The sequence below is a fragment of the Mesorhizobium sp. M5C.F.Ca.IN.020.32.2.1 genome, from assembly GCF_004023105.1.
Taxonomy (GTDB): Bacteria; Pseudomonadota; Alphaproteobacteria; order Rhizobiales; family Rhizobiaceae; genus Mesorhizobium; species Mesorhizobium wenxiniae.
In genome coordinates, this window is record NZ_RZSX01000011.1 from 1 (window position 1) to 19840 (window position 19840).

At 61.2% G+C, this 19840-nt stretch carries 20 protein-coding genes; 13 read left to right on the plus strand and 7 right to left on the minus strand.

From position 1 onward, the window contains the following. Nucleotides 1–15: 15 nt before the first annotated feature. From EOA86_RS01160 to gndA, 3 genes are all read left to right on the plus strand, one after another. Nucleotides 16–534: a YcnI family protein gene (locus EOA86_RS01160; RefSeq protein WP_128340476.1), complete on the plus strand. Its 519-nt coding sequence runs from the start codon at nt 16–18 to the stop codon at nt 532–534. 56 nt (nt 535–590) lie between these two features. After that, nucleotides 591–2231 carry a copper resistance CopC/CopD family protein gene (locus EOA86_RS01165; RefSeq protein ID WP_128340477.1) on the plus strand — a complete coding sequence of 547 codons (1641 nt, stop codon included), beginning with the start codon at nt 591–593 and terminating at the stop codon, nt 2229–2231. A gap of 414 nt (nt 2232–2645) precedes the next feature. Continuing rightward, nucleotides 2646–4073, plus strand: coding sequence for an NADP-dependent phosphogluconate dehydrogenase (gene gndA / locus EOA86_RS01170; RefSeq protein ID WP_128340478.1), 1428 nt, complete (start codon nt 2646–2648; stop codon nt 4071–4073). Between the two features lie 255 nt (nt 4074–4328). Here the strand turns inward: gndA and EOA86_RS01175 are convergent, their stop codons facing one another. After that, complete coding sequence (locus EOA86_RS01175; protein WP_128340479.1) at nt 4329–5123, minus strand: alpha/beta hydrolase; 795 nt, start codon at nt 5121–5123, stop codon at nt 4329–4331. Nucleotides 5124–5265: 142 nt separating this feature from the next. Between EOA86_RS01175 and EOA86_RS01180 the strand changes: the two genes are divergently transcribed. After that, nucleotides 5266–5736, plus strand: a complete 471-nt coding sequence (locus tag EOA86_RS01180; protein ID WP_128340480.1) for a MarR family transcriptional regulator — start codon at nt 5266–5268, stop codon at nt 5734–5736. A 24-nt stretch (nt 5737–5760) separates the two neighbouring features. Here EOA86_RS01180 and EOA86_RS01185 read toward each other — a convergent pair whose 3' ends face one another. Next, complete coding sequence (locus EOA86_RS01185) at nt 5761–6540, minus strand: SDR family oxidoreductase (protein WP_128340481.1); 780 nt, start codon at nt 6538–6540, stop codon at nt 5761–5763. Next, nucleotides 6537–6860, minus strand: coding sequence for a nuclear transport factor 2 family protein (locus tag EOA86_RS01190; RefSeq protein ID WP_128340482.1), 324 nt, complete (start codon nt 6858–6860; stop codon nt 6537–6539). The genes EOA86_RS01185 and EOA86_RS01190 overlap by 4 nt, the downstream gene beginning before the upstream one ends. 101 nt (nt 6861–6961) lie before the next feature. On the opposite strand from EOA86_RS01190, the gene EOA86_RS01195 reads away from it, so the two are divergent. Next, the gene (locus EOA86_RS01195; protein WP_128340483.1) at nt 6962–7876 is read left to right on the plus strand and encodes a LysR family transcriptional regulator; all 915 of its coding nucleotides are present in this window, start codon (nt 6962–6964) and stop codon (nt 7874–7876) included. A 171-nt stretch (nt 7877–8047) separates the two neighbouring features. On the opposite strand, the gene EOA86_RS01200 is transcribed toward EOA86_RS01195, so the two are convergent. Continuing rightward, complete coding sequence (locus tag EOA86_RS01200; RefSeq protein ID WP_128340492.1) at nt 8048–8680, minus strand: response regulator; 633 nt, start codon at nt 8678–8680, stop codon at nt 8048–8050. Nucleotides 8681–8766: 86 nt separating this feature from the next. Further along, nucleotides 8767–9141, minus strand: a complete 375-nt coding sequence (locus EOA86_RS01205; RefSeq protein ID WP_128340484.1) for a response regulator — start codon at nt 9139–9141, stop codon at nt 8767–8769. Between the two features lie 155 nt (nt 9142–9296). Here EOA86_RS01205 and EOA86_RS41100 point away from each other — a divergent pair, with 155 nt between their 5' ends. Further along, on the plus strand, nt 9297–9428 hold the full coding sequence (locus tag EOA86_RS41100; RefSeq protein ID WP_281035622.1) for a hypothetical protein: 132 nt from the start codon (nt 9297–9299) through the stop codon (nt 9426–9428). Nucleotides 9429–9675: 247 nt separating this feature from the next. Here the strand turns inward: EOA86_RS41100 and EOA86_RS01210 are convergent, their stop codons facing one another. Next, a complete protein-coding gene (locus EOA86_RS01210) occupies nt 9676–11502 on the minus strand; it encodes a PAS domain-containing protein (protein WP_206629943.1) in 1827 nt (608 codons plus the stop codon). 206 nt (nt 11503–11708) lie between these two features. Between EOA86_RS01210 and EOA86_RS01215 the strand changes: the two genes are divergently transcribed. The 6 genes from EOA86_RS01215 to EOA86_RS01240 all read left to right on the plus strand — a co-directional run bounded on the left by EOA86_RS01215 (nt 11709) and on the right by EOA86_RS01240 (nt 17463). Continuing rightward, nucleotides 11709–12983 (plus strand): epoxide hydrolase family protein, encoded by a 1275-nt coding sequence (locus EOA86_RS01215; RefSeq protein ID WP_128340485.1) that lies wholly within the window; start codon nt 11709–11711, stop codon nt 12981–12983. A gap of 35 nt (nt 12984–13018) precedes the next feature. Then, nucleotides 13019–13417 carry a cupin domain-containing protein gene (locus tag EOA86_RS01220; protein ID WP_128340486.1) on the plus strand — a complete coding sequence of 133 codons (399 nt, stop codon included), beginning with the start codon at nt 13019–13021 and terminating at the stop codon, nt 13415–13417. 69 nt (nt 13418–13486) lie between these two features. Continuing rightward, nucleotides 13487–14137, plus strand: a complete 651-nt coding sequence (locus EOA86_RS01225; RefSeq protein WP_128340487.1) for a VOC family protein — start codon at nt 13487–13489, stop codon at nt 14135–14137. A gap of 129 nt (nt 14138–14266) precedes the next feature. Continuing rightward, nucleotides 14267–15070, plus strand: coding sequence for an SDR family oxidoreductase (locus tag EOA86_RS01230; RefSeq protein ID WP_128340488.1), 804 nt, complete (start codon nt 14267–14269; stop codon nt 15068–15070). Nucleotides 15071–15263: 193 nt separating this feature from the next. Then, nucleotides 15264–16316 carry an alpha/beta hydrolase gene (locus EOA86_RS01235; RefSeq protein WP_128340489.1) on the plus strand — a complete coding sequence of 351 codons (1053 nt, stop codon included), beginning with the start codon at nt 15264–15266 and terminating at the stop codon, nt 16314–16316. Nucleotides 16317–16428: 112 nt separating this feature from the next. Beyond that, nucleotides 16429–17463: an adenylate/guanylate cyclase domain-containing protein gene (locus EOA86_RS01240; RefSeq protein WP_128340490.1), complete on the plus strand. Its 1035-nt coding sequence runs from the start codon at nt 16429–16431 to the stop codon at nt 17461–17463. Nucleotides 17464–17695: 232 nt separating this feature from the next. On the opposite strand, the gene EOA86_RS01245 is transcribed toward EOA86_RS01240, so the two are convergent. After that, entirely contained in the window at nt 17696–18745 is a 1050-nt protein-coding gene (locus EOA86_RS01245; protein ID WP_128340491.1) for a LacI family transcriptional regulator, read from the minus strand. A gap of 405 nt (nt 18746–19150) precedes the next feature. Between EOA86_RS01245 and EOA86_RS01250 the strand changes: the two genes are divergently transcribed. Next, the coding region (locus EOA86_RS01250) for an ABC transporter substrate-binding protein (RefSeq protein WP_164891518.1) at nt 19151–19840 on the plus strand (690 nt) is incomplete at its 3' end.

Below are 19840 nucleotides of genomic sequence, written 5' to 3' on the forward strand. Positions count from 1 at the left end.
AGTTTGAGGGCCATCATGAACAGGTATCTTTTGTCGGCCGGCGCGTTTTTCGTCTTGGGGACAAGCGCGACCTTCGCCCACGTCACGCTCGAAACGCAGGAGGCGGCGGTCGGTTCGACCTACAAGGCTGTCCTGCGCGTGCCGCATGGCTGTGAGGGCAAGGCGACGATGGCGGTGCGCGTGCAGATCCCGGAAGGGGTGATTTCGGTGAAGCCGATGCCGAAGCCGGGCTGGACGCTGCAGGTCAAGAAGGGCAGATACGAGAAATCCTACCAGCTCCATGGTCAAGCGGTGACATCAGGCGCTAGGGAAGTCGATTGGAGCGGCGGCAGCCTGCCGGACGAATTCTACGACGAGTTCGTCTTCCGCGGGACACTGGCGGCGGATCTGCCGACCGGCCAAACGCTCTATTTCCCGGTGGTGCAGGAATGCGATGGCGTTGCCGAACGCTGGATCGAGATTCCGGCGGCCGGCCAAGATGAGGATGCGCTGGAATATCCCGCGCCTGGTCTCAAGCTGCTGCCGAAGAAGTGATCCTTAGGCGGCGCCCTCTATCCGAAAGAGCGCGCCGCTGTTTGTGTGGCAGTGGCATGAGCGCGGCACTTTTCCTGCGGACGATCTGCACAACCAGCAAGCGCGCCGGTCGGCTTGCGGTCGGGCAGCTGGCTGCGATCGTGCTGCTCGCCATAATTGCTGCGCCAACTCAGGTCTTTGCCCATGCGGCGCTGATCACGACCGAGCCGGCTGATGGCGCGGTGCTGGGACAAAGTCCTACGCAATTTTCGCTGACCTTCAGCGAACCGGTGTCACCGCTGGTGCTGACCTTGGTGCGGCCTGACGGGACGCCGGTTCCGCTGACGTCCTTTCGGCTCAGTGTCCAGACGGTCGAGATCGACAATCCGCAAACGCTCGAGTCCGGCACACATGTGCTGAGCTGGCGGGTAATTTCCGCCGATGGCCATCCGGTCGGCGGCTCGGTGCTGTTTTCCATCGGCGCGCCGAGTGCTACGCCGGCCGTCTCCGAAGTCGTCGACCGGGGTCTGAGGTCGGCGATCTGGATCGGCAAGATCTTTCTCTATGTCGGCCTCTTTCTCGGCGTCGGCGGCGCCTTTGCCATCGCTTGGCTGGCGAAGGGCGGACGTTCCGGCCAGCGCTTCGCCATCGCCGCAATCCTATGCGGCCTTGTCGCGGCGCCTTTGTCGCTCGGCTTCCAGGGACTGGACGCGCTCGGTGCGCCGCTCGTCCGGCTGGCGCAGCCGGGCGTCTGGCAAGCCGGGCTCGGCACAAGCTTCGGCTGGACGGTCCTGGTCGCGCTGGTGGCGCTCGGGCTTGGGCTGCTGTCGCTTGTCGGGCCGCGCGGCGGTGCAAAACTGTTTGCCGTTGCCGGCTTGGCCGCTGTCGGTGCCGCCCTCGCCGCCAGCGGGCATGCAAGTGCCGCCGAACCGCAATGGCTGACAAGGCCGATGGTGTTTCTACACGGTGCCGGCATTGCCTTCTGGGCCGGGGCGCTGGCGCCGCTCAGTCTCGCCATCAGGCGGAAGCCGGTCGAGGCGACGCCTTTCCTGCGCCGGTTTTCCCAAGTGATACTGCCCGTCGTGGCCGTGCTTACGGCCACCGCCATCGTGCTGGCTGTCATCCAGGTGCAGGCGCCCGCAGCTTTGCTCGAGACTGCCTATGGCGGGCTGCTGCTGGTCAAGCTGGGACTGCTGTTCTTTCTGTTCACGCTGGCCGCGACCAACCGCTGGAAGCTGACCGGTCCGGCCGACGCGGGAGAGACAGAAGTACAGAGGAGGCTGGTCCGCTCGATTAGCATTGAAATGCTGATCGTTCTGGCGATCTTCGGCGTTGCCGCCGGCTGGCGTTTCACGCCGCCGCCACGCGCCCTGGCGATCGCAGCAGCGCAGCCGGCGTCGGTGCATATCCACACGCCGAAGGCGATGGCCGACCTCAGCATCACGCCCGGCCATGTTGGGCCGGTTGCCGCCTCGATGGTCATAATGACCGGCGATTTCGGCCCGCTCGACGCAAGCCAAGTGACGTTGGTGCTATCAAAACCTGACTCCGGCATCGAGCCGATCAAGCGCGCGGCGACAAAGCCAGGCGACGGCACCTGGCGCGTCGACGATCTCGTCGTCCCGGTTCCCGGCCGATGGACAGCGCGGCTCGATATCCTCATCTCGGATTTCGAGATCGTGAAGATAGAGGCGCCGATCGACATCAGGCCGGAGTGACGTGCTGATATTCAGGTGATGCCGGCTTGCAAATGGCGGTATCCTGCGCTGCCTACAGCGCCGCGCGCCCTCTCGGGCGCGCAAAGGACGCTGTAGCACTTTGATTTTGCGCATGATCCTTTCCGAAATCCACCTCGATTTCGGGGTCATGCGCGTGCTCACGTACTTAGGTACGCTCCGCTCTGGTTCTCGGAAACCACCTGTTTGGTCGCTTCGCGCCCGTCTTCGACTCCGGTTCGGCCTGACCTGAATTTCAACACGCCACGGCTGCAACACAATTCGGCGAGGCGGTTGACGCAGCCTTGAACGCCCGTCATTCATCTCGGCAAGATTGGCATCTCGACAAGAATGGCATCCCGAAAAGAATGGGCGTCGCAACAAATCAACAAAAGATCCGAAAGCAGGGAAGAAACGATGGAAAAAGCCGAAATCGGCCTGATCGGCCTTGGCACGATGGGCTCCAACCTGGCGCTCAACATCGCCGAGAAGGGGCACCGCATAGCCGTCTTCAACCGCACCGCGGCGCGCACCGACGCCTTTGTCGCGAATGCCGGGGCGCTCAGGGATATGGTGGTGCCCTGCTATAGCCTGGAGGAACTCGCCGCTGCCATCCGGCCGCCCCGTCCGATCATTATCATGGTGCTGGCCGGCAAGCCGGTCGACGAGCAGATCGCGGCACTGCGCGGCGTGTTGTCGGCCAACGACATCGTTATCGATGCTGGCAACGCCAATTTCCGCGACACGATGCGGCGCTTCTCCGAGCTTTCCGATTCGGATCTCACCTTCATCGGCATGGGGGTGTCCGGCGGCGAGGAGGGCGCGCGCCATGGACCGTCGATCATGGTCGGCGGCACGGAAGAGTCCTGGAAACGCGTCGAAAGGGTGCTGACCGCCATCTCGGCCAAGTTCAGGGATGAGCCCTGCGCGGCGTGGCTTGGCACCGATGGCGCCGGGCATTTCGTCAAGACCATCCACAACGGCATCGAATATGCCGACATGCAGATGATCGCCGAGATCTACGGCATCTTGCGCGACGGGCTCGGCATGGCGCCGAAGGAGATCGCACAAGTGTTTGCCGGCTGGAACAAGGGCCGGCTCAACTCCTATCTGATAGAGATCACCGCCAAGGTGTTGGCCGCCGACGATCCGAAGACCGGCAAGCCGATGGTCGACGTCATCCTCGACCGCGCCGGCCAGAAGGGCACCGGCAAATGGTCGGTCATCGAGGCGCAGCAGCTCGGCATTCCGGCCACCGCGATCGAGGCCGCGGTGGCGGCGCGCGTGCTGTCGTCGATCAAGGACGAGCGCCTGGCCGCCGAAAAGGCCTATGGCAATGGCGGCGTGACCAAGATTTCCGGAGACAAGGACGCGCTTCTGGGCGATCTCGAGCTGGCGCTGTTCGCCGGCAAGATATCAGCCTATGCGCAAGGCTTCGCGGTGATGAGCGGCGCCTCGAAGGAATTCAACTGGAACCTGCCGATGCCGACCATCGCCAAGATCTGGCGGGCCGGCTGCATCATCCGCTCGCAATTGCTGGATACGATAGCGGAAGCCTTCGGCAAGGGTGGGGCGGCTACCAATCTGCTGATGGCACCGGCTTTCGTCGCAATGATGCAGGAGGCGCATCCATCGCTCCGGCGCATCGTGGGAAGAGCGTCGGAGGCTGGCTCGCCGGTGCCGGCGCTGTCGTCCGCGCTCGCCTATTTCGATAGCTACCGCCAGGGCCGCGGCACCTCGAACCTGATCCAGGCGCAGCGCGATTTCTTCGGCGCGCACGGCTTCGAGCGTATCGACGGGCCGGGCGCGTTCCATGGCCCGTGGGGGAGCGGGGCGGCGGGTTAGCGCCGCTTGTCGGTCGTTTCGGCGATATCGAATAGCCTGAAACGGGACATTCCTCGACCGCCTCGGTCGTAGCGAAGAAGTGCCGGCGCAGTCCTCTGCCGGATTGCCGCCTCAGGAGACAACCGGCAGTGGTCTGCGGACGGTGGAGAGAAACACTCTCGAGACAAAACCGCCGGATGAGCCATCCGGCGGCGGCCGTATTTTCGTTTGGAAAACCTTAAAGCTCGAAATGTCCGCACACGGCGCGTGGCCGAACTATTGCGCTTCGACAGATCCCTGGCGGGCAGCTTCGTCGATCACGTCAGCGACGACCTGTGGCTGAGTCATAAAGACCGCATGGCTTGCCGCGACCTCCGTGATGGTCGCCCCGATGCGCTTCGCCAACGCTTGCAACATACGCTGATCGAAGGCCTTGTCGTCGGTTGCAATCACTGCCCAGCTCGGCTTGCTTCGCCAGGCGGCATGCTCGAGCCTGGTTGCGAAGGCGGACATGTTTATCGGCACCTGAGAGTCCCGCATGAAAGCGGCATCCGCGTCCGTCGTGTCGTTGGCGAAGCCAATCTTGAACCTGTCGGGAGAAACGAAGCCGAAGCCGTCCGCGGTGGTTTCGATGACAAATTCAGGCGGGGTCCGGTAGCCCTCGTACTGCTGCGCAGTCGTCTCTCCGGCATCTGGCGACAACGCCGATACGTAAACCAGGCCTGTGACGTTTGAATGGGTACCGGCTTCCGTTATCACCGTGCCGCCCCAGGAATGTCCCACAAGGACCGCAGGTCCATCCTGACGGTCAAGAATGCGTTTGGTTGCGGCAACGTCGTCCGCAAGCGAGGTAAGCGGGTTCTGGACGATCGACACGCGATAGCCGCGGGCGGTCAGTTCGTCATAGACGCCGCGCCAACCCGATCCATCAGCGAACGCGCCGTGCACCAGCACCACGTTCCGGACGGTCTGGTTGTCTGGAATTATCTCGGCAGAGTGAGTGGCCGTGGCGGCGACAATTCCTGCGACGGCGGCAGTTGCGGCCAGAAGGCTGGTCGTCCTGGAAGTCATGCTGATCTCCTCTTATTTTTGCGATAACAATTATCGCGATATCTTTCTTTACGGTTCCAGCCGTGAAATGTCCAGCATAATTTTTATCGCGATATTCTTTTTTGGATCGGGTAGGCTATATCGGGTCCAAGGAGAGCCGCCCATGGCGCCGAAAAAACTCAACAACCCATTGCCGCTCGACGAACAGCTCTGTTACGCGATCTACTCTGCCGGCATGGCGATCCAGAGAGTGTACAAGCCACTGCTGGACGATTTGGGCCTGACCTATCCCCAATACCTCGTACTCAATGTCCTCTGGCGCGAGGACAAGCTGACCGTTGGCGGCATCGCCGAAAGGCTAGCGCTGGAGTCGAGCACTTTGACGCCCTTGCTCAAACGGCTCGAAGCGACAGGACTTCTGCGCCGGACACGGAATCTCGCGAACGAGAGGCAGGTCGTGGTTGCGCTGACTGATAAGGGACGCGAACTCAGATCTCGTGCAGGCTGCCTTGCTGACGCTCTGCTTTCCTCCTCGGGACAAAGCCCAGCGCATCTCAACCAGATCAACCGTGACGTCAGGGAGCTACGTGACGCGATCTATGAACATACGGGCGTCTGGAGGAGCACGGCCTAAGCCCGGCAAGCATGGGAGGCTTTTTTACACTGTAGGCACGGTTCCTCCGTCGATTAGGTACTCTGCACCCGTGATCGAAGAGGCACGATCGGAAGACAGAAAGGCAACGAGATTGGCGATCTCGGCCGGGCTTGAGGGGCGACCGAGGGGGATTCCACCGAGGGAGTCCATTATGATCTTCTTGCCGCCTTCAACGTCGGTGCCTGCCTCATCCGCGAGACGTCGGGCGAGCTTGACGGAAGCCTCGGTTTCTATCCAGCCCGGAGACACGCGAACGACACGCACGCCTTTCGGCGACACCTCCTTGGAGAGGCTTTTGCTGTAGGTCGACAACGCCGCCTTCGCCGCGGCGTATGCGGTCGTGGCTTCCGACAGGGGAAGCAGCCTCTGTATGGAGGAGACGTGGATCACCACGCCGCTTCCCTGCGCGATCATTCCCGGTATCAGTTCTCGGTCGAGCCGCACGGCGGGAAACAGGTTGAGATCAAGTTCCTTGTGCCAATCACTGTCGCCCAGCGCCGAGAAGCCGCCTGCCGGCGAGGAAGAACCGCCGAGCATGTGAACGATAATGTCGACGCCGCCCAACTTACCCCTGACAGCTTCGGCCACCGTGAAGCAGCCTTCGCTGGTGGAAAGATCGGCAGCCACGAAAAGCTCCGCCGAAGAGTTCGCGGGGAACGAGCGGGCCGTCGTCAGCACACGCGCGCCGAGTTTGCGGAACAGGTCGACGGTTGCGGCACCGGCTCCCTTTGTGCCGGAAGTGATCAGGGCGCGCTTGCCTGAGAGATTCAGGAAGTCGCTCATGCGCCGATCTCCAAGGTTGCGATCTTGTCGCCCATCAGACGGAAGACGTAGGTGAGACTTACAGGGCTGCGGGGAAACTCGCCGGTGACTTTGGCGATCACCTTCGTCCCATGCTCGTCAGTGAGGGCTTCGAGCGGATCGGCGACATGCCGATACCTGGCTTTCGACCATTCCCACCAATTGCCGATCGCATAGTGCCCGGAGTAGGAGCGGCCCTCGTCATGGACAGCGGCCGTCTGCGCGAAGCAGGCCAGCAGAGCCTCGCAGTTGTTCTTCCGATCCGCTTCGAAATAAGCCTGGATCGCCTGAGGCAGTTGCATCTCTCATCTCCTCTGGGGAATTGTTCGCTCCACAATTAGGCGTATTTCGATGTTCGGATAATTGGGATAAATATGGATGTCGAATTGCGGAAAGTGGGATAATGGCGAGACCAGGCCTTCACGATCTGGAAGCTGTCGTAGCCGTTGCTCGCAGATCCTCTTTCCGCGGTGCGGCGCTTGAACTGGGAATGTCGACGACTGCCCTTAGCAATGCCGTCGGCAAGCTGGAGGCCCACCTTGGCGTTCGCTTGTTCAACCGAACCACCCGCAGCGTATCTCTGTCGGATGCCGGTCGCCTGTTCGTCGAGAACGTCGGTCCTGCGTTGCAAGACATCCACGGTGCCATGGATGCAGCGCGCTCAAAGCAGGCAAACCCCACGGGAACGCTCCGCATCAATTCCTATGCCACTGCCGCGCGAGAAATCCTTTCACCCCTGCTTCTGGAGTTCATCAAGCGTTACCCGCAGGTCCATATCGATCTGGTCACCGAGGGACGGCTCTTGGACATCGTCGCGGAAGGCTTCGACCTGGGCGTGCGTCGCGCCGCCCTCGTGCCGAGTGACATGATTGCGATCTCCCTGGGTCGGCCGCAGAGAAATGTGGTCATAGGCTCGCCCGACTATTTCAAAAGCTATGGTACGCCTTCCACGCCGACCGACCTCCTTCAACATCGGTGTATCCGTATCCGGCTGCCGAATGGCGCGCTCTTTCGCTGGCGCTTCGAGAAGGATGGGGAACCGCTATTGATCGATGTGAACGGACCGATGACGTTGGATGAGGCAAGCCTGTCCCGCGGCACAGTGCTCGAAGGCGTGGCGCTGGGCTACGTAATGGAACGTGACGTGCGCGAGGATATTGAGGCAGGGCGGTTGATCAGCGTTCTGAAGGAATGGCTGCCGCCTTCCGACGAACTCTGCATCTATTACCCGGGACGACGGAATCCATCCGCGGCGCACAGAGCATTCGTTGAGCTAGCACGGGAACTCGGCTCAAAAGGCCGAAACACGGCTGTATAAGCGCCGTTCCGCTTTTGCGCCGCGAAATCGGACGCGATGACTCGCGTTGCCATTTGCTGGAATCGGACATGGTGGTGAATTGCGGGCGATTGCCAACAGTGTGCACCGAATTTTTGATTTGGCTATTTATTTAGCCGTCGCGTGCCAGGATCTGACACTCGGCTTTTGCAACTAGCTGAGACGCGGTGACTGCCCGAGATTCAGCCTTGCAGCCATGTTGACCAGTTCGGGAAGGGAACCGGCCTTCATCTTTCGCATAACCTGGCCGCGATGGGCTTTTACTGTGATCTCGCTGATGCCGAGCTCGAAGCCAACCTGCTTGTTCAACAGTCCCGTCACGACCAGCGCCATCACCTCCGCTTCGCGGTGACTGAGTGATGAATAGCGCTCACTGAGCACTTGCCTCTCCAACTCGTCCGCACGTGCAGCCCGGCTACGTTCAAGCGCGTACTCGACGGCCGTCATGAGCACGTCGTCCCCAAACGGCTTGGTCAGGAATTCTACGGCTCCAGCCTTCATCGCTTTGACTGTCATCGGCACGTCACCGTAGCCAGTGACGAAGATAATCGGCATGTCGGTTCGCTCGAAGGAGACAAGTTGTTGCAAGTCGAGCCCGCTGAGATCGGGAAGGTTGACGTCAAGAATCAGACAATTCGGAACCAGGGCTCGGGGCCGAGAGAGAAATTCCTGCGCCGACGAGCAGGGCTCCGGATGGAAGCCCGCTGAACGGATGAGCAATTCCAGCGATTCACGCACAGAAATGTCGTCGTCAACGACGAATACGACAGGCGTTTCGTGTGACATGATGCCGGCCTTGCCCTTGCTCGGTGCAGTTGCCAAATCCGTGTGTGCGGGAAATATCCCTTGCGGATCGGCATAGCAAGTCGCGTTCAATCATTAGCGAAGGCCAGTTCGAGCGCTTTCTGCAGGGCTGTGTCGCTAAACGGCTTCAATAGGCATTCTACCGCACCGTTTTTCAGAAGGTCCGGCCGCGCGGTCTCGTAACTCTGCGCCGTAATGTAGATGATTGGGATAGGCTGGCCCCGGCGCGCCAACTCTCGTTCGAGATCAGGCCCCGTCATACCGGGCATGCTGATGTCAAGCACCAGGCACTCGGTCTCGTTGATGATGCCTGACCCCAGAAACTGCTCCGCCGAAGAGAACGCTTCGGCACGGAAGCCGAACTCGCTCAACAGGTCGGGCAGAGACTCGCGCACGGACTCATCGTCATCGACGATCGACACGAGCGGGCGGCGAACGTTCATGAAAAACCTCGTTGGATTGAGGCCCTGCTGCTGGTCGGTGCCGATATGGCGCCAGACGGATGGGCAGGTGGTGACTCTGCGCGTAGATATTCGTGGATTGAAAACGAGAAGGTCGATCCAGGACCGACATTCGCCTCCGCCCAAAGCCGCCCGCCATGGCTTTCGACGATGGAACGACTGACGGACAGGCCTATTCCCATGCCCTCGGCTTTGGTCGTGTAGAAGGCTTCGAAAAGCCGCTCCGCACCCTGAGCATCGAACCCGATTCCGGTATCCCGCACGAATAGGTGCACCTTTCCATCCTCCCCGAGCCGAGTGCCAAGCACGACAAGTCTTGGTCGATCGTCGACGGTGACCATCGCGTCGGATGCGTTGCGCAACAGGTTCATGATGACCTGTTGCAGTTGGACCCGATCGCCGCCGACGAGCGGGAGTCCGTCTGCAAGCTGGGTCTGAAGGAGCACCTTGTTTCGCTGAAGGTCTCCGGAAAGCAATGCGACCACCTCTGCCGCAGCGTTGTTGAGATCTATCGGCTCAACTATCGTGGCCCTTTTGGCGAACAGAAGCGCGAAGCCGGGCGATCACATCAGCCGCGCGGTTGCCATCCCTGATTGTGCGCCGCGCAGTTTCCCGCGCGCCGTCAACGTTAGGCGGGTCGGCCGCCAGCATGCGAAGGCAGGTGCCGGCGTTGGTGACAATGCCCGAGAGCGGTTGGTTCACTTCGTGTGCAATCGACGCGGTCAACGCACCCAAGCTCATAATCCGCGTAGCTTGTGCAAGTTCGGATCGGACTTTCTCCAGCGCCTCTTCGGAGCGCCGCCGTTGTGTGATGTCAAGAACCGCGCCGACATACTCGATGTGGCCGGAATCGTTGCGTGCGCGGTGGGCGATCAAGTGCAGGTGCTTGACCGACAGGTCGGGCAAGAGAATCCGGTGCTGGTATTCAAAGTCACTATCACCGCGCAGCGCCCGTTCAACCATGTCCCCCATCAGAGGCAGGTCTTCGGGATGAACTCGGCTGGCTATTCGTTCGAGCGTTACGAGCGTACCCGGCTCGAACTCGAAGATCCGGTAAAGAGGCTCGGACCAGGTGATCTTGCCCGTTGCGACTTGCCAGGACAAATTCCCCATGCGGGCAAGGTACTGACCCTCTGACAGGAACGCTTCGCTGCGCTTGAGGGCGTCTTCGGCACGCTTTCGCCCGTGGATGTCGGTATGCGTGCCGTACCATTTGACGATGATTCCGGCTTCGTCGCGCAGGGGATTGGCCCGAAACAGGAACCACCGATACTTGCCGTCGAAGCGGCGGAGGCGTGCTTCCGCTTCCCCCGACTTGCCTGACGCCAATATGGCCTCCCATGTGGCGGCAAGCCGGTCTACGTCGTCGGGATGGACAGCCGCAGTCAAGTCCCAATACTCGGACAATGGACCGGCCGGCTCCCAATCCTTTGACTGGCCAATGGAGAGGCCCACGTAGTGGAGATAATGCTGATTGAAGAATTCAGGTGACCCGTCAGGACGAGCCGACCATGCCATCACGGGTATCGTGTTGATGATGAGGCCCAGATCGTGCCTGCTCGCAAGCAGCGCCTCTTCGGCGCGCCTCTGGTCGTCAATGTCTATGCCGACCGAATACCAACGGATGACGCGTCCGTTTTCGTCGCGATGGGGCACGCGGCGGGATGTGTGCCAGCGATATTGTCCATCGGCGCGCCTAACCCGCACGTCAATGGTAAGCGGCTCGCCGCTTTCCAGTGCAACTCTCCACGCCGCATCGTTCCGCTCTACATCATCCGGATAGAAATGCGGAGATGTCTTCCCGGATGGACCTATCGCGTCCTCAAGTGTAAGGCCCATATAGTCTTGCCACGTCCGGTTCACGAAAGTGCGCGTTCCGTCCGGACTGTATGTTGCAACGAATACAGGGATCGTATCGATCGTCTGCCGAATATCTCGCTCTGCGGCGGTTAGCCTCGCCTCGTCCTGCCGAAGCGCTTCTTCGGCGCGTTTCCTTTGATCGATGTCGGTGTTGATCGCATACCACTCGACGATACGACCAACATCGTCACGCATCGGACTGCAATGGATCACGAACCATCGGTATTGCCCGTCGACGCGCCGCATGCGCGCTTCCATTTCGCCGGGTTCCCCACAAGCCAGTATCGATCGCCAACTCTCGATCAGGTTCGGCAAGTCTTGCGGGTCGATCGCGGCCTGCCACCCGGAGCAGCGGACCTGATCAAGATCGAGCCCCGTATATTCTGACCAGCGTCGATTGACGAAGTCGACATGCCCGTCCGGTTTCGCGGTCCATACCATAGACGGAAGTGCATCCAAAAGGCGGCTCTGTTCGATCTCCATTGCGGTCCTTTCGCGAATATCGCGTGCCGTGACAATGCGCCGGCGTGATAGCGGCGTCCATTGTGCCTTGGTGTCGGTCCGACGGGACGATGAGGCATCGCCGGGCCAATACAAAGGTATCGCCGATACCATCGTGCAATAGCTTTGCGTCGCCTGACAGTCGATCTGTGTGCCGTCCAAAAGCATCAGCAGACAGAGAGAATGTCATGTCGGCACGATCACTCACTCGGCGCGAAATACTTGTCGCGACCGCTGCCGCCGGGGCCGTGGGCCTGCTTCCGGGAACGCTCAACGCTGCAGCCACTAGCAGTTCGATCCGCCCGTTCACCGTCAACATCCCGCTGGAAGAGATTGACGAGCTTCGCCGACGCATCATGGCGACACGCTGGCCGGACCAGGAGACGGTCGCCGATCGGTCGCAGGGCGTTCAGCTCGCAAGATTGCAGGAGATCGTCCGCTACTGGGGAACCAAATACGACTGGCGCAAGGCTGAGGCGAGGCTGAATGCCCTGCCGCAGTTCATGACCGAGATCGACGGGATCGATATCCACTTCCTGCACATTCGGTCGAAGCACACCAACGCTTTGCCGCTGATCATGACGCATGGTTGGCCCGGCTCTGTGTTCGAACTGCTCCAGACCGTCGGCCCGCTCACGGACCCCACGCAGCATGGCGGCAGGCCTGAGGATGCCTTCGACCTGGTGCTGCCCTCGATGCCCGGCTACGGATTCTCCGGCAAGCCGCGCGGCGTGGGCTGGAATCCAGACCGCATCGCAAGTGCCTGGGCCGAACTGATGCAGCGCCTGGGCTACGACCACTACGTTGCCCAGGGCGGTGACTGGGGCGCGCCCGTTTCCAGCGCGATGGCACGCAAGGCGCCAACGGGATTGCTTGGCATCCACATCAATTTGCCGGCAACGATACCGGCGGACGTGGCCGCAGTGCTTGCCGCCGGCGGGCCGGCGCCTGCCAGCCTCACCGAGAAGGAAGGTGTGGCGTTCGGTTCGCTCGAAACCTTTTACAAGAACTATCGGGCCTACGCGGCAATGATGGGCACGCGGCCTCAGGCGATCGGCTACGCATTGACGGATTCGCCGGCGGGGCTCGCCGGCTGGATGTACGATTACAACAACGGCGAACCCGAGCGCCTGCTCAGCAAGGACGAGATGCTGGACGACGTCACGCTGTACTGGCTGACGAACAGCGCGACTTCGGCTGCCCGGCTCTACTGGGAGACGATGGGCCAGAGTGTCCTTCTCGCAGCGGCGCAGAAAACCTCCGATATCTCGCTCCCGGTCGCCATCTCGGTGTTCCCCGAAGAGGTCTATCGAGCGCCCGAGACCTGGGCCCGCCGCGCCTATCGCAACCTGATCTATTTCAACGAGGCGAACAAGGGCGGACACTTCGCCGCCTGGGAGGAGCCGGAGCTCTTCTCGGCCGAATTGCGCGCCGCCTTCAGGTCTCTGCGACCGGGACACTGACCGCCAAGCTCAACCGTCAGAAGAGAGAACATCCAATGAAAAACCGAATTATTGCAGCGACAATTCTGATCGCCGGAAGCGGCTGCGTGCTGCCGATGGCTTGGGGGCAATCATCAGGAATCAAGCGCACCGATCTCCAACAACACAATTTAAGCGTGCCAGGGCGCGAAGTCGTCCAGGTACGCGTCGACTTCGCGCCCGGGGTCTTGGCGCCGAACCACAGCCACCACGGCGAGGAGATCGTCTCCGTCATCGAGGGCTTGCTGGAATACCAGCTCGAAGGCAACCCACCGGTGACGCTCAGCGCCGGCGAGGTCTTGTTCATCCCGACTGGCACAGTCCACTCGGCAAAGAACGTCGGCAGCGGCAACGCAGCCGAGCTCGCCACGTATTTCGTTGAGAAAGGAAAGCCGCTCGTGGAGCCGAGTGATTAACGCCCGGTCACCTACCGCAGGCGAATGCATCAACACTTCAACACTGCACGAACACGAAAGGAGATCATCATGAACCAGGCTGTCATCGCAAGAGACGTCGCGCCCTCCAACAAGGTGACCGACATGAAGCTGGAGGTTGTCGTTATCCCTGTCGCAGACGTCGAGCGCTCCAAGCGCTTCTACGGCGACCTCGGCTGGCGGCTTGACGCCGACTTTGCCGTCGGGGACGACTTTCACGCCGTCCAGTTCACGCCCCCAGGTTCGCCGAGCTCGATTCACTTCGGCAAGGGGATCACGTCGGCCACGCCGGGATCGGCTCGAGGACTGTATCTGGTCGTGTCGGACATCGTCGCAGCGCGCGCCGAGCTCATCGCTCACGGTGTCGAGGTGAGCGAGATTTTCCACCGCGCCGGGCCTGGGAAGCCTGCGATCAGCGGTCCGGATCCGGAGCGCCGCAGCTATTTCACATACGCGACATTCAGCGACCCCGACGGCAATGAATGGCTGCTGCAGGAAGTCACCACCCGGTTTCCCGGCCGGATCGACACCAACGTGACAAGTTACGCTTCTGAGGCCGATCTGGCCTCTGCGATGCGGCGCGCGTCAGAAGCACACGGCGAGCACGAAAAGCGCAATGGCGGCCAACGCGATGAGAATTGGCCGGACTGGTACGCCAAGTACATGGTGGCGGAGCAGGCGGGCAAGCCGCTGCCGCTCTAAGCAGCAAGCCAAAATCGGGTGAGCGGGACGGGTCGCCGTCCCGCCGCCCAGATCAACCGGCGATCCCACCTTGGTTTGCCGCTGATGTTTCACGCGCTGTTGCCGGTGCAATCGAATGGGAGAACGATAATGACGTATTCCAAAATGGGCATTGCTCTGGTGACCGGCGCCTCGGCCGGGATCGGAGCGATCTACGCCGACCGGCTGGCGCGCCGTGGCTATGACCTCATTCTCGTGGCGCGCAGCCAGGAGAGGCTGGACGAAGTGGCCAAGCGCATCGCCGGCTCAACGAATTGCAATGTTAGCGCCGTCACCGCCGACCTCAACAAGGCGGATCTGGGCCGGATCGAGACCTTGCTCGGCGCCGATCCCGGCATCACGATGTTGGTCAACAACGCTGGCATCGGCGCCGTCGCGCCGCTCTTGGAATCCGACGTGGACAAAATGCAGGCGATGATCGAGCTCAACATCACAGCGCTGACTCGCCTGACTTATGCCGCGGCTCCGGCCTTAGTGGCGCGCGGTGGCGGCACGATCATCAACATCTCCTCGGCCGTCGCTATCGCACCTGAGCTTCTCAACGGTGTCTATGGCGCGACGAAAGCCTTTGTGCTCGCTTTCAGCCTGTCGCTCCACAAGGAGCTTGCGGACAAGAAGCTGCGCATCCAGGCGGTTCTGCCCGGCGCCATCGCCACCAATTTCTGGGACGTATCAGGAGGTTCGCTCGACGATCTGCCGAGCAAGGCGATCATGCAGTCCGATGACCTCGTCGACGCGGCCCTTGCCGGCCTCGACCAGGGCGAGTTGGTGACTATTCCCTCGCTTCCCGACATCGCCGACTGGCACGCCTATGAAGCGGCGCGGCAGAAACTCATCCCGAACCTTTCGCTCAACACCTCGCCGGCGCGGTACGGCGTCGCCGTGGCCGCGTAAGCAAGCGAAAACTCAGTGGGTCAGCCTGGGTAAAGACGGGTTCGTATTCCCGACACGGCGGCGCGTGCTCGTGCATAACGCTGAGGGGGTCGCAAACCAAGCATTCGCACCTATCACGGTCGACGTGTCCGATGTGACAGTCGACCGAAGATAATCTTCCACCAGGCACCAAATTATCAACGGAGCAACCACAATGACCGAACAGATAGACCTCCATCGGCGGCACCTTTTGGGCGTGGCCGTCACCACCGTCGCGATCGCTCAGTTCGCCATGGCCGGCTCCGCAAGCGCACAACTCAGCATGACGAAAACGGCTGCCACAACAATCAAACCGGGCACGAATACATCGTTCGGCCCGTTGAAACAGGTCACCGCGGGCGTGCTCAACGTCGGATATGCGGAACTCGGACCGGCCGACGGTGCGCCGGTCATCCTCCTGCATGGCTGGCCCTATGACATTCACACTTATATCGACGTTGCACCCATTTTGTCGTCGAGGGGCTTTCGCGTCATCGTCCCCTATCTGCGCGGCTACGGCACGACGCAGTTTCTCTCCAGCGAAACACCGCGAAATGGCCAGCAGGCGGTGGTCGCCGTCGACGTCATCGCGCTGATGGATGCACTGCAGATCGATAGGGCGATTGTCGGCGGTTGCGACTGGGGCGCACGCACGGCCAACATCGTCGCAGCATTGTGGCCCGAACGCTGCAAGGCCCTTGTTTCGGTCAGCGGCTATCTGATCGGCAGCCAGCAGGCCAACAAGATGCCACTGCCACCGAAAGCCGAACTGCAATGGTGGTACCAGTACTACTTCGCCACCGAACGCGGCCAGGCCGGCTACGAAAAGTACCGGCGGGACTTTGCCAAGCTGATCTGGCAGATTGCCTCGCCGCAGTGGAATTTCGACGATGCAACCTTCGAGCGCAGCGTTACCGCCTTCGACAATCCCGATCATGTCGACATCGTAGTACACAACTACCGCTGGCGGCTTGGGTTGGCGGAAGGCGAGCCACAATATGACGACTTGGAGCAGCGACTTGCGAAGGCGCCGGTGATCGGCGTGCCGACGATCACCCTTGAGGGCGACGCCAACGGCGCGCCGCATCCCGATCCCAGTGCCTATGCCAAGAAGTTTTCGGGCAAATACGAGCACCGCCTCATATCCGGCGGCATAGGGCATAATCTTCCGCAAGAAGCCCCACAGGCGTTCTCAGACGCCGTACTGGAGGTGGCGAGCCTAGTCTGAGCAAATCGCCATACCGCGATACATGATCGAGGGTGCCCAGGGCGAAACTGATGAAATCACAACCGCACCGGGCAACGGGCCGGGGGCCCCATCTCATCGAGCAGGATACGAAATGAACACAGGCCGGGACCGCTTTCGTCGCCCTTTGCAGTGGCTCCTCGCACCCATTGTGGGGGCAGTAGCGGGCTTGGCCTACGCGCTGATGTTCGACGTCGAGGCCCTGCACTCCGCAGTCAGGGGCGTGTTCATCGGACCTCCTATTCTGTTGTATGAGCGCGGCGTTATCTTGCGCCGATGGCGCGATATCATCCGGCAAGCGGCAACGCCGGTCTTCGTCGTGACTACGATCGCAACCTACGTTTTGATGATCTTGATCGGCAACGCCGCCGCCGGCACAGCGCTTCACCATCTCATCGGCTATATGAGCACCGCGCGGGAAGCCATGGTGATGTCGGAGTCCGGTCTTCTGTATTCACTCGGTGTCTCCACGCTCGTCGCATTCGTGTTCCGACTGCGTGACCTTATCGGGCCGAGCCTGTTCACCAGCCTGCTTCTTGGGCGCTATCACCGGCCCATCGAGGAGGAGCGCATCTTTCTGTTTCTCGATGTCAACGGATCCACGCACTTCGCGGAGCGATACGGCGATCTGGAGACCCAGGCCTATCTCGGACAGATATTCAACGCACTTGCGTCTCCCGTTCGTCGCTCCCAGGGCTCTATTGACGACTACATCGGCGATATGGCGCTGGTCACCCGGCCGATGGATCGTGGCATGCGGGACGCCGCGTGTCTTCGTTGCGTCTTCGACTTCGCGGCGGCCATAAGGGATCAGGCGGCGGCGTGGCAAGCGCGTTTCGGGCAAGTGCCGGAGTTTCGCGCCGTCCTGCATTGCGGGTCGGTGGTTACGGCTGAGATTGGCCTTGAGCGACACAAGATTGCGTATTTCGGCGATGTCGTGAATACCACTGGACGTCTGGAGTCGCTATCCAAGGCTCTCGGTCAACCTATTCTGGTCTCCGCAGATATTCTCGCCGGTATCCATGTTCTACCTCCACATCTCGTCGCGGAGAACCTCGGATTTCATGTGATTAGAGGCCGAGATGAACCGCTTCAGATCTCAGCCGTAAGGCTAGCATTGGGAAGCTGATGGGAGTGGCGCCATCATTACTATCTCCGTGCGTCCACCAATCTTCGATGCCCATTTTCTACGGCGGTCGCCGTCACCCCTGTACGAAGGTCCAGGTTCCGTAGCTGCCGGTCCGTTTCCGGCCCCAGGCCAGTCAGCAGCGCGCATTTTGCGGCCAGTGGAATCACTTGGCGTCGCAGAAATGCGGCTAAAACAAATAGATGGAGCGCAGTTCAATTTGACATATCCCGCTCTAGTCGGAGCGGCGATAGGCCAGAACCTCGGTCGGCATGCTCAGGCTCTGCAAGGAGCCAGGTGCTGCGCCGCCGATCCAGCCCAACACTGAGCGGGCGAGCTCGGCGCCGGCCAGCCGGAAGTTCTCGTTGACCACCAGCAATTCCCTACGGAACAGGTGGAGCAGGTCGGACGACTGCTTGGACACCACGTCGACGTCCCGGCCGAGCTTGAGGCCGGCGTCCTCGATGCCGGCGACGATGGCGAGGGTAGCGGCGGCGGCACTGCTGACGAAACCGTCGGGCCTGGCCTCGCGGCGCATCAGCTGTGCGGTCCTCATTCTGATCTGCTCGATTGAATGGTCGATCGAAACGGTGTTGAACGGGATTTCGCTGGCGCCGACATCGCTCAGCGCATCCGTGAAGCCGTTCAGCGTATGACTGTGGTAGGTCAGCTCGACCGGAGGCGCCAGCAGAGCCAGCCGGCGGCGGCCGATGCCGGCCAGATGGCGTACAGCCTCGGCCGCGAAAGCGTAGTTGTCGAAATCATGGTAGGGGTGGATCAGCCCCATATCGGTGCGGCCATGCGTGGCAAAGGGGATACCACGCTCCAGCATGTAACGGGCCCTGGGGTCATTCGGCTGAGTGCGCGAAATGATGACGCCGTCGGCGGAGCCGGTTTCCACCAGATAACGTATCGGGTCCAGAGGATCCTGCGAGCGTGAATAAGGCGTGACGATCAGGTGATAAGGTGTGTCGGCGATGACTTCCGAGACGCCGTAGATGATATCAGAGACAAAGCTCATGATCTCGCGCTCGGTGTTGAGCACGAGACTGATGACGTTGGTCTTGCCGGTCCGCAGGCGCACACCGGCACGATTCGGGCGATAGCCGATCTGTTTGGCGACGAGCTGGACGCGCCGCCTAGTCTCGGCGCCGATCTCGGGCGCGTCCTTCAGCGCCCGCGATACGGTGGTGACGCCCAGCCCGGTCATGAAGGCAAGCGTCTTCAGCGTCGGCCGGCCTTGTCCCGACGCGTCATCGTCCTTTTCCGTCTGATGTCTGTCCATTCATCCCGCCCGTCAGGCGCATAGCAGTTGCCGTGCAGGCCGGCAATCGGCGGATTGCGGCTCTCTCACGACTCCGCCTGATAAACACTCTATATACTGAAACGTTACAGGTTGTCACTTGCCATCACGCGGCTGTTGGTGGGCAGGTTCTTTGCACGGAGCGACGCTCTGTTCGACGTAAGCCACTGGACGTCGGCTATGGCGTGCTCGCGCAATAGGATTGGCCGAATTTCATGCGTGCGACACCATTATTGCAGCGCAACCTACCTGTTGCAGTGCAGCAGCTAGTAGAATTTGTTCGCGCCTCAAAAAAATATTGGGACCGGTTCCTATTCCGGGGTTGCGCACCCGACGCAATTGCCGTATCGAAAATCTGTAACGTTTCAGATTCTGGGAGGAGCCGAAATGCGATACCAATTCATGACCGCTGCGTTGGCAGTGACAACCGCGCTGCCATTCGCCGGCCCGGCGGCAGCGACGGATCTGGAAGTCACCCATTGGTGGACCTCGGGCGGCGAGGCGGCGGCGGTCGCCGAATTCGCCAAGGCGTTCGACGCGACAGGCAATCATTGGGTCGACGGCGCTATCGCCGGCTCCGGCGGCACGGCGCGGCCGATCATGATCAGCCGCATCACTGGCGGCGACCCTATGGGCGCCACCCAGTTCAACCACGGAAGGCAAGCGGAAGAACTGGTGCAGGCCGGTCTGATGCGCGATTTGACCGAATTGGCCACCAGGGACAAGTGGGCCGAAATCGTCCAGCCGAAGAGCCTGCTCGACGGCTGTACCCTCGACGGCAAGATCTATTGCGTGCCGGTCAACATTCATTCCTGGCAGTGGCTGTGGCTGTCGAACGCCGCCTTCGAAAAGGCCGGTGTGCCGGTGCCGAAGAATTGGAATGAATATGTTGCAGCCGCCCCTGCGCTGGAGAAGGCAGGCATCATACCGCTGGCGGTCGGCGGGCAGCCCTGGCAATCCTCGGGGGCCTTCGACGTGCTGCTTACGGCGGTCGGCGGCACAGACACTTTCTTGAAGGTGTATCGCGACAAGGACGCGGAATTCGCCGCCGGACCCGAGGTCGCCAAGGTATTCAAG

What these genes read in the sequence shown, in the direction of transcription:
- EOA86_RS01245 (WP_128340491.1), bottom strand. Translation starts at nt 18,745, where the DNA reads ATGGACAGACATCAGACGGAAAAGGACGATGACGCGTCGGGACAAGGC.
- gndA (WP_128340478.1), top strand. Translation starts at nt 2,646, where the DNA reads ATGGAAAAAGCCGAAATCGGCCTGATCGGCCTTGGCACGATGGGCTCC.
- EOA86_RS01185 (WP_128340481.1), bottom strand. Translation starts at nt 6,540, where the DNA reads ATGAGCGACTTCCTGAATCTCTCAGGCAAGCGCGCCCTGATCACTTCC.
- EOA86_RS01165 (WP_128340477.1), top strand. Translation starts at nt 591, where the DNA reads ATGAGCGCGGCACTTTTCCTGCGGACGATCTGCACAACCAGCAAGCGC.
- EOA86_RS01235 (WP_128340489.1), top strand. Translation starts at nt 15,264, where the DNA reads ATGACCGAACAGATAGACCTCCATCGGCGGCACCTTTTGGGCGTGGCC.
- EOA86_RS01240 (WP_128340490.1), top strand. Translation starts at nt 16,429, where the DNA reads ATGAACACAGGCCGGGACCGCTTTCGTCGCCCTTTGCAGTGGCTCCTC.
- EOA86_RS01230 (WP_128340488.1), top strand. Translation starts at nt 14,267, where the DNA reads ATGACGTATTCCAAAATGGGCATTGCTCTGGTGACCGGCGCCTCGGCC.
- EOA86_RS01210 (WP_206629943.1), bottom strand. Translation starts at nt 11,502, where the DNA reads ATGGAGATCGAACAGAGCCGCCTTTTGGATGCACTTCCGTCTATGGTA.
- EOA86_RS41100 (WP_281035622.1), top strand. Translation starts at nt 9,297, where the DNA reads ATGGCTTTCGACGATGGAACGACTGACGGACAGGCCTATTCCCATGCC.
- EOA86_RS01200 (WP_128340492.1), bottom strand. Translation starts at nt 8,680, where the DNA reads ATGTCACACGAAACGCCTGTCGTATTCGTCGTTGACGACGACATTTCT.
- EOA86_RS01180 (WP_128340480.1), top strand. Translation starts at nt 5,266, where the DNA reads ATGGCGCCGAAAAAACTCAACAACCCATTGCCGCTCGACGAACAGCTC.
- EOA86_RS01220 (WP_128340486.1), top strand. Translation starts at nt 13,019, where the DNA reads ATGAAAAACCGAATTATTGCAGCGACAATTCTGATCGCCGGAAGCGGC.
- EOA86_RS01205 (WP_128340484.1), bottom strand. Translation starts at nt 9,141, where the DNA reads ATGAACGTTCGCCGCCCGCTCGTGTCGATCGTCGATGACGATGAGTCC.
- EOA86_RS01190 (WP_128340482.1), bottom strand. Translation starts at nt 6,860, where the DNA reads ATGCAACTGCCTCAGGCGATCCAGGCTTATTTCGAAGCGGATCGGAAG.
- EOA86_RS01160 (WP_128340476.1), top strand. Translation starts at nt 16, where the DNA reads ATGAACAGGTATCTTTTGTCGGCCGGCGCGTTTTTCGTCTTGGGGACA.
- EOA86_RS01215 (WP_128340485.1), top strand. Translation starts at nt 11,709, where the DNA reads ATGTCGGCACGATCACTCACTCGGCGCGAAATACTTGTCGCGACCGCT.
- EOA86_RS01175 (WP_128340479.1), bottom strand. Translation starts at nt 5,123, where the DNA reads ATGACTTCCAGGACGACCAGCCTTCTGGCCGCAACTGCCGCCGTCGCA.
- EOA86_RS01225 (WP_128340487.1), top strand. Translation starts at nt 13,487, where the DNA reads ATGAACCAGGCTGTCATCGCAAGAGACGTCGCGCCCTCCAACAAGGTG.
- EOA86_RS01195 (WP_128340483.1), top strand. Translation starts at nt 6,962, where the DNA reads ATGGCGAGACCAGGCCTTCACGATCTGGAAGCTGTCGTAGCCGTTGCT.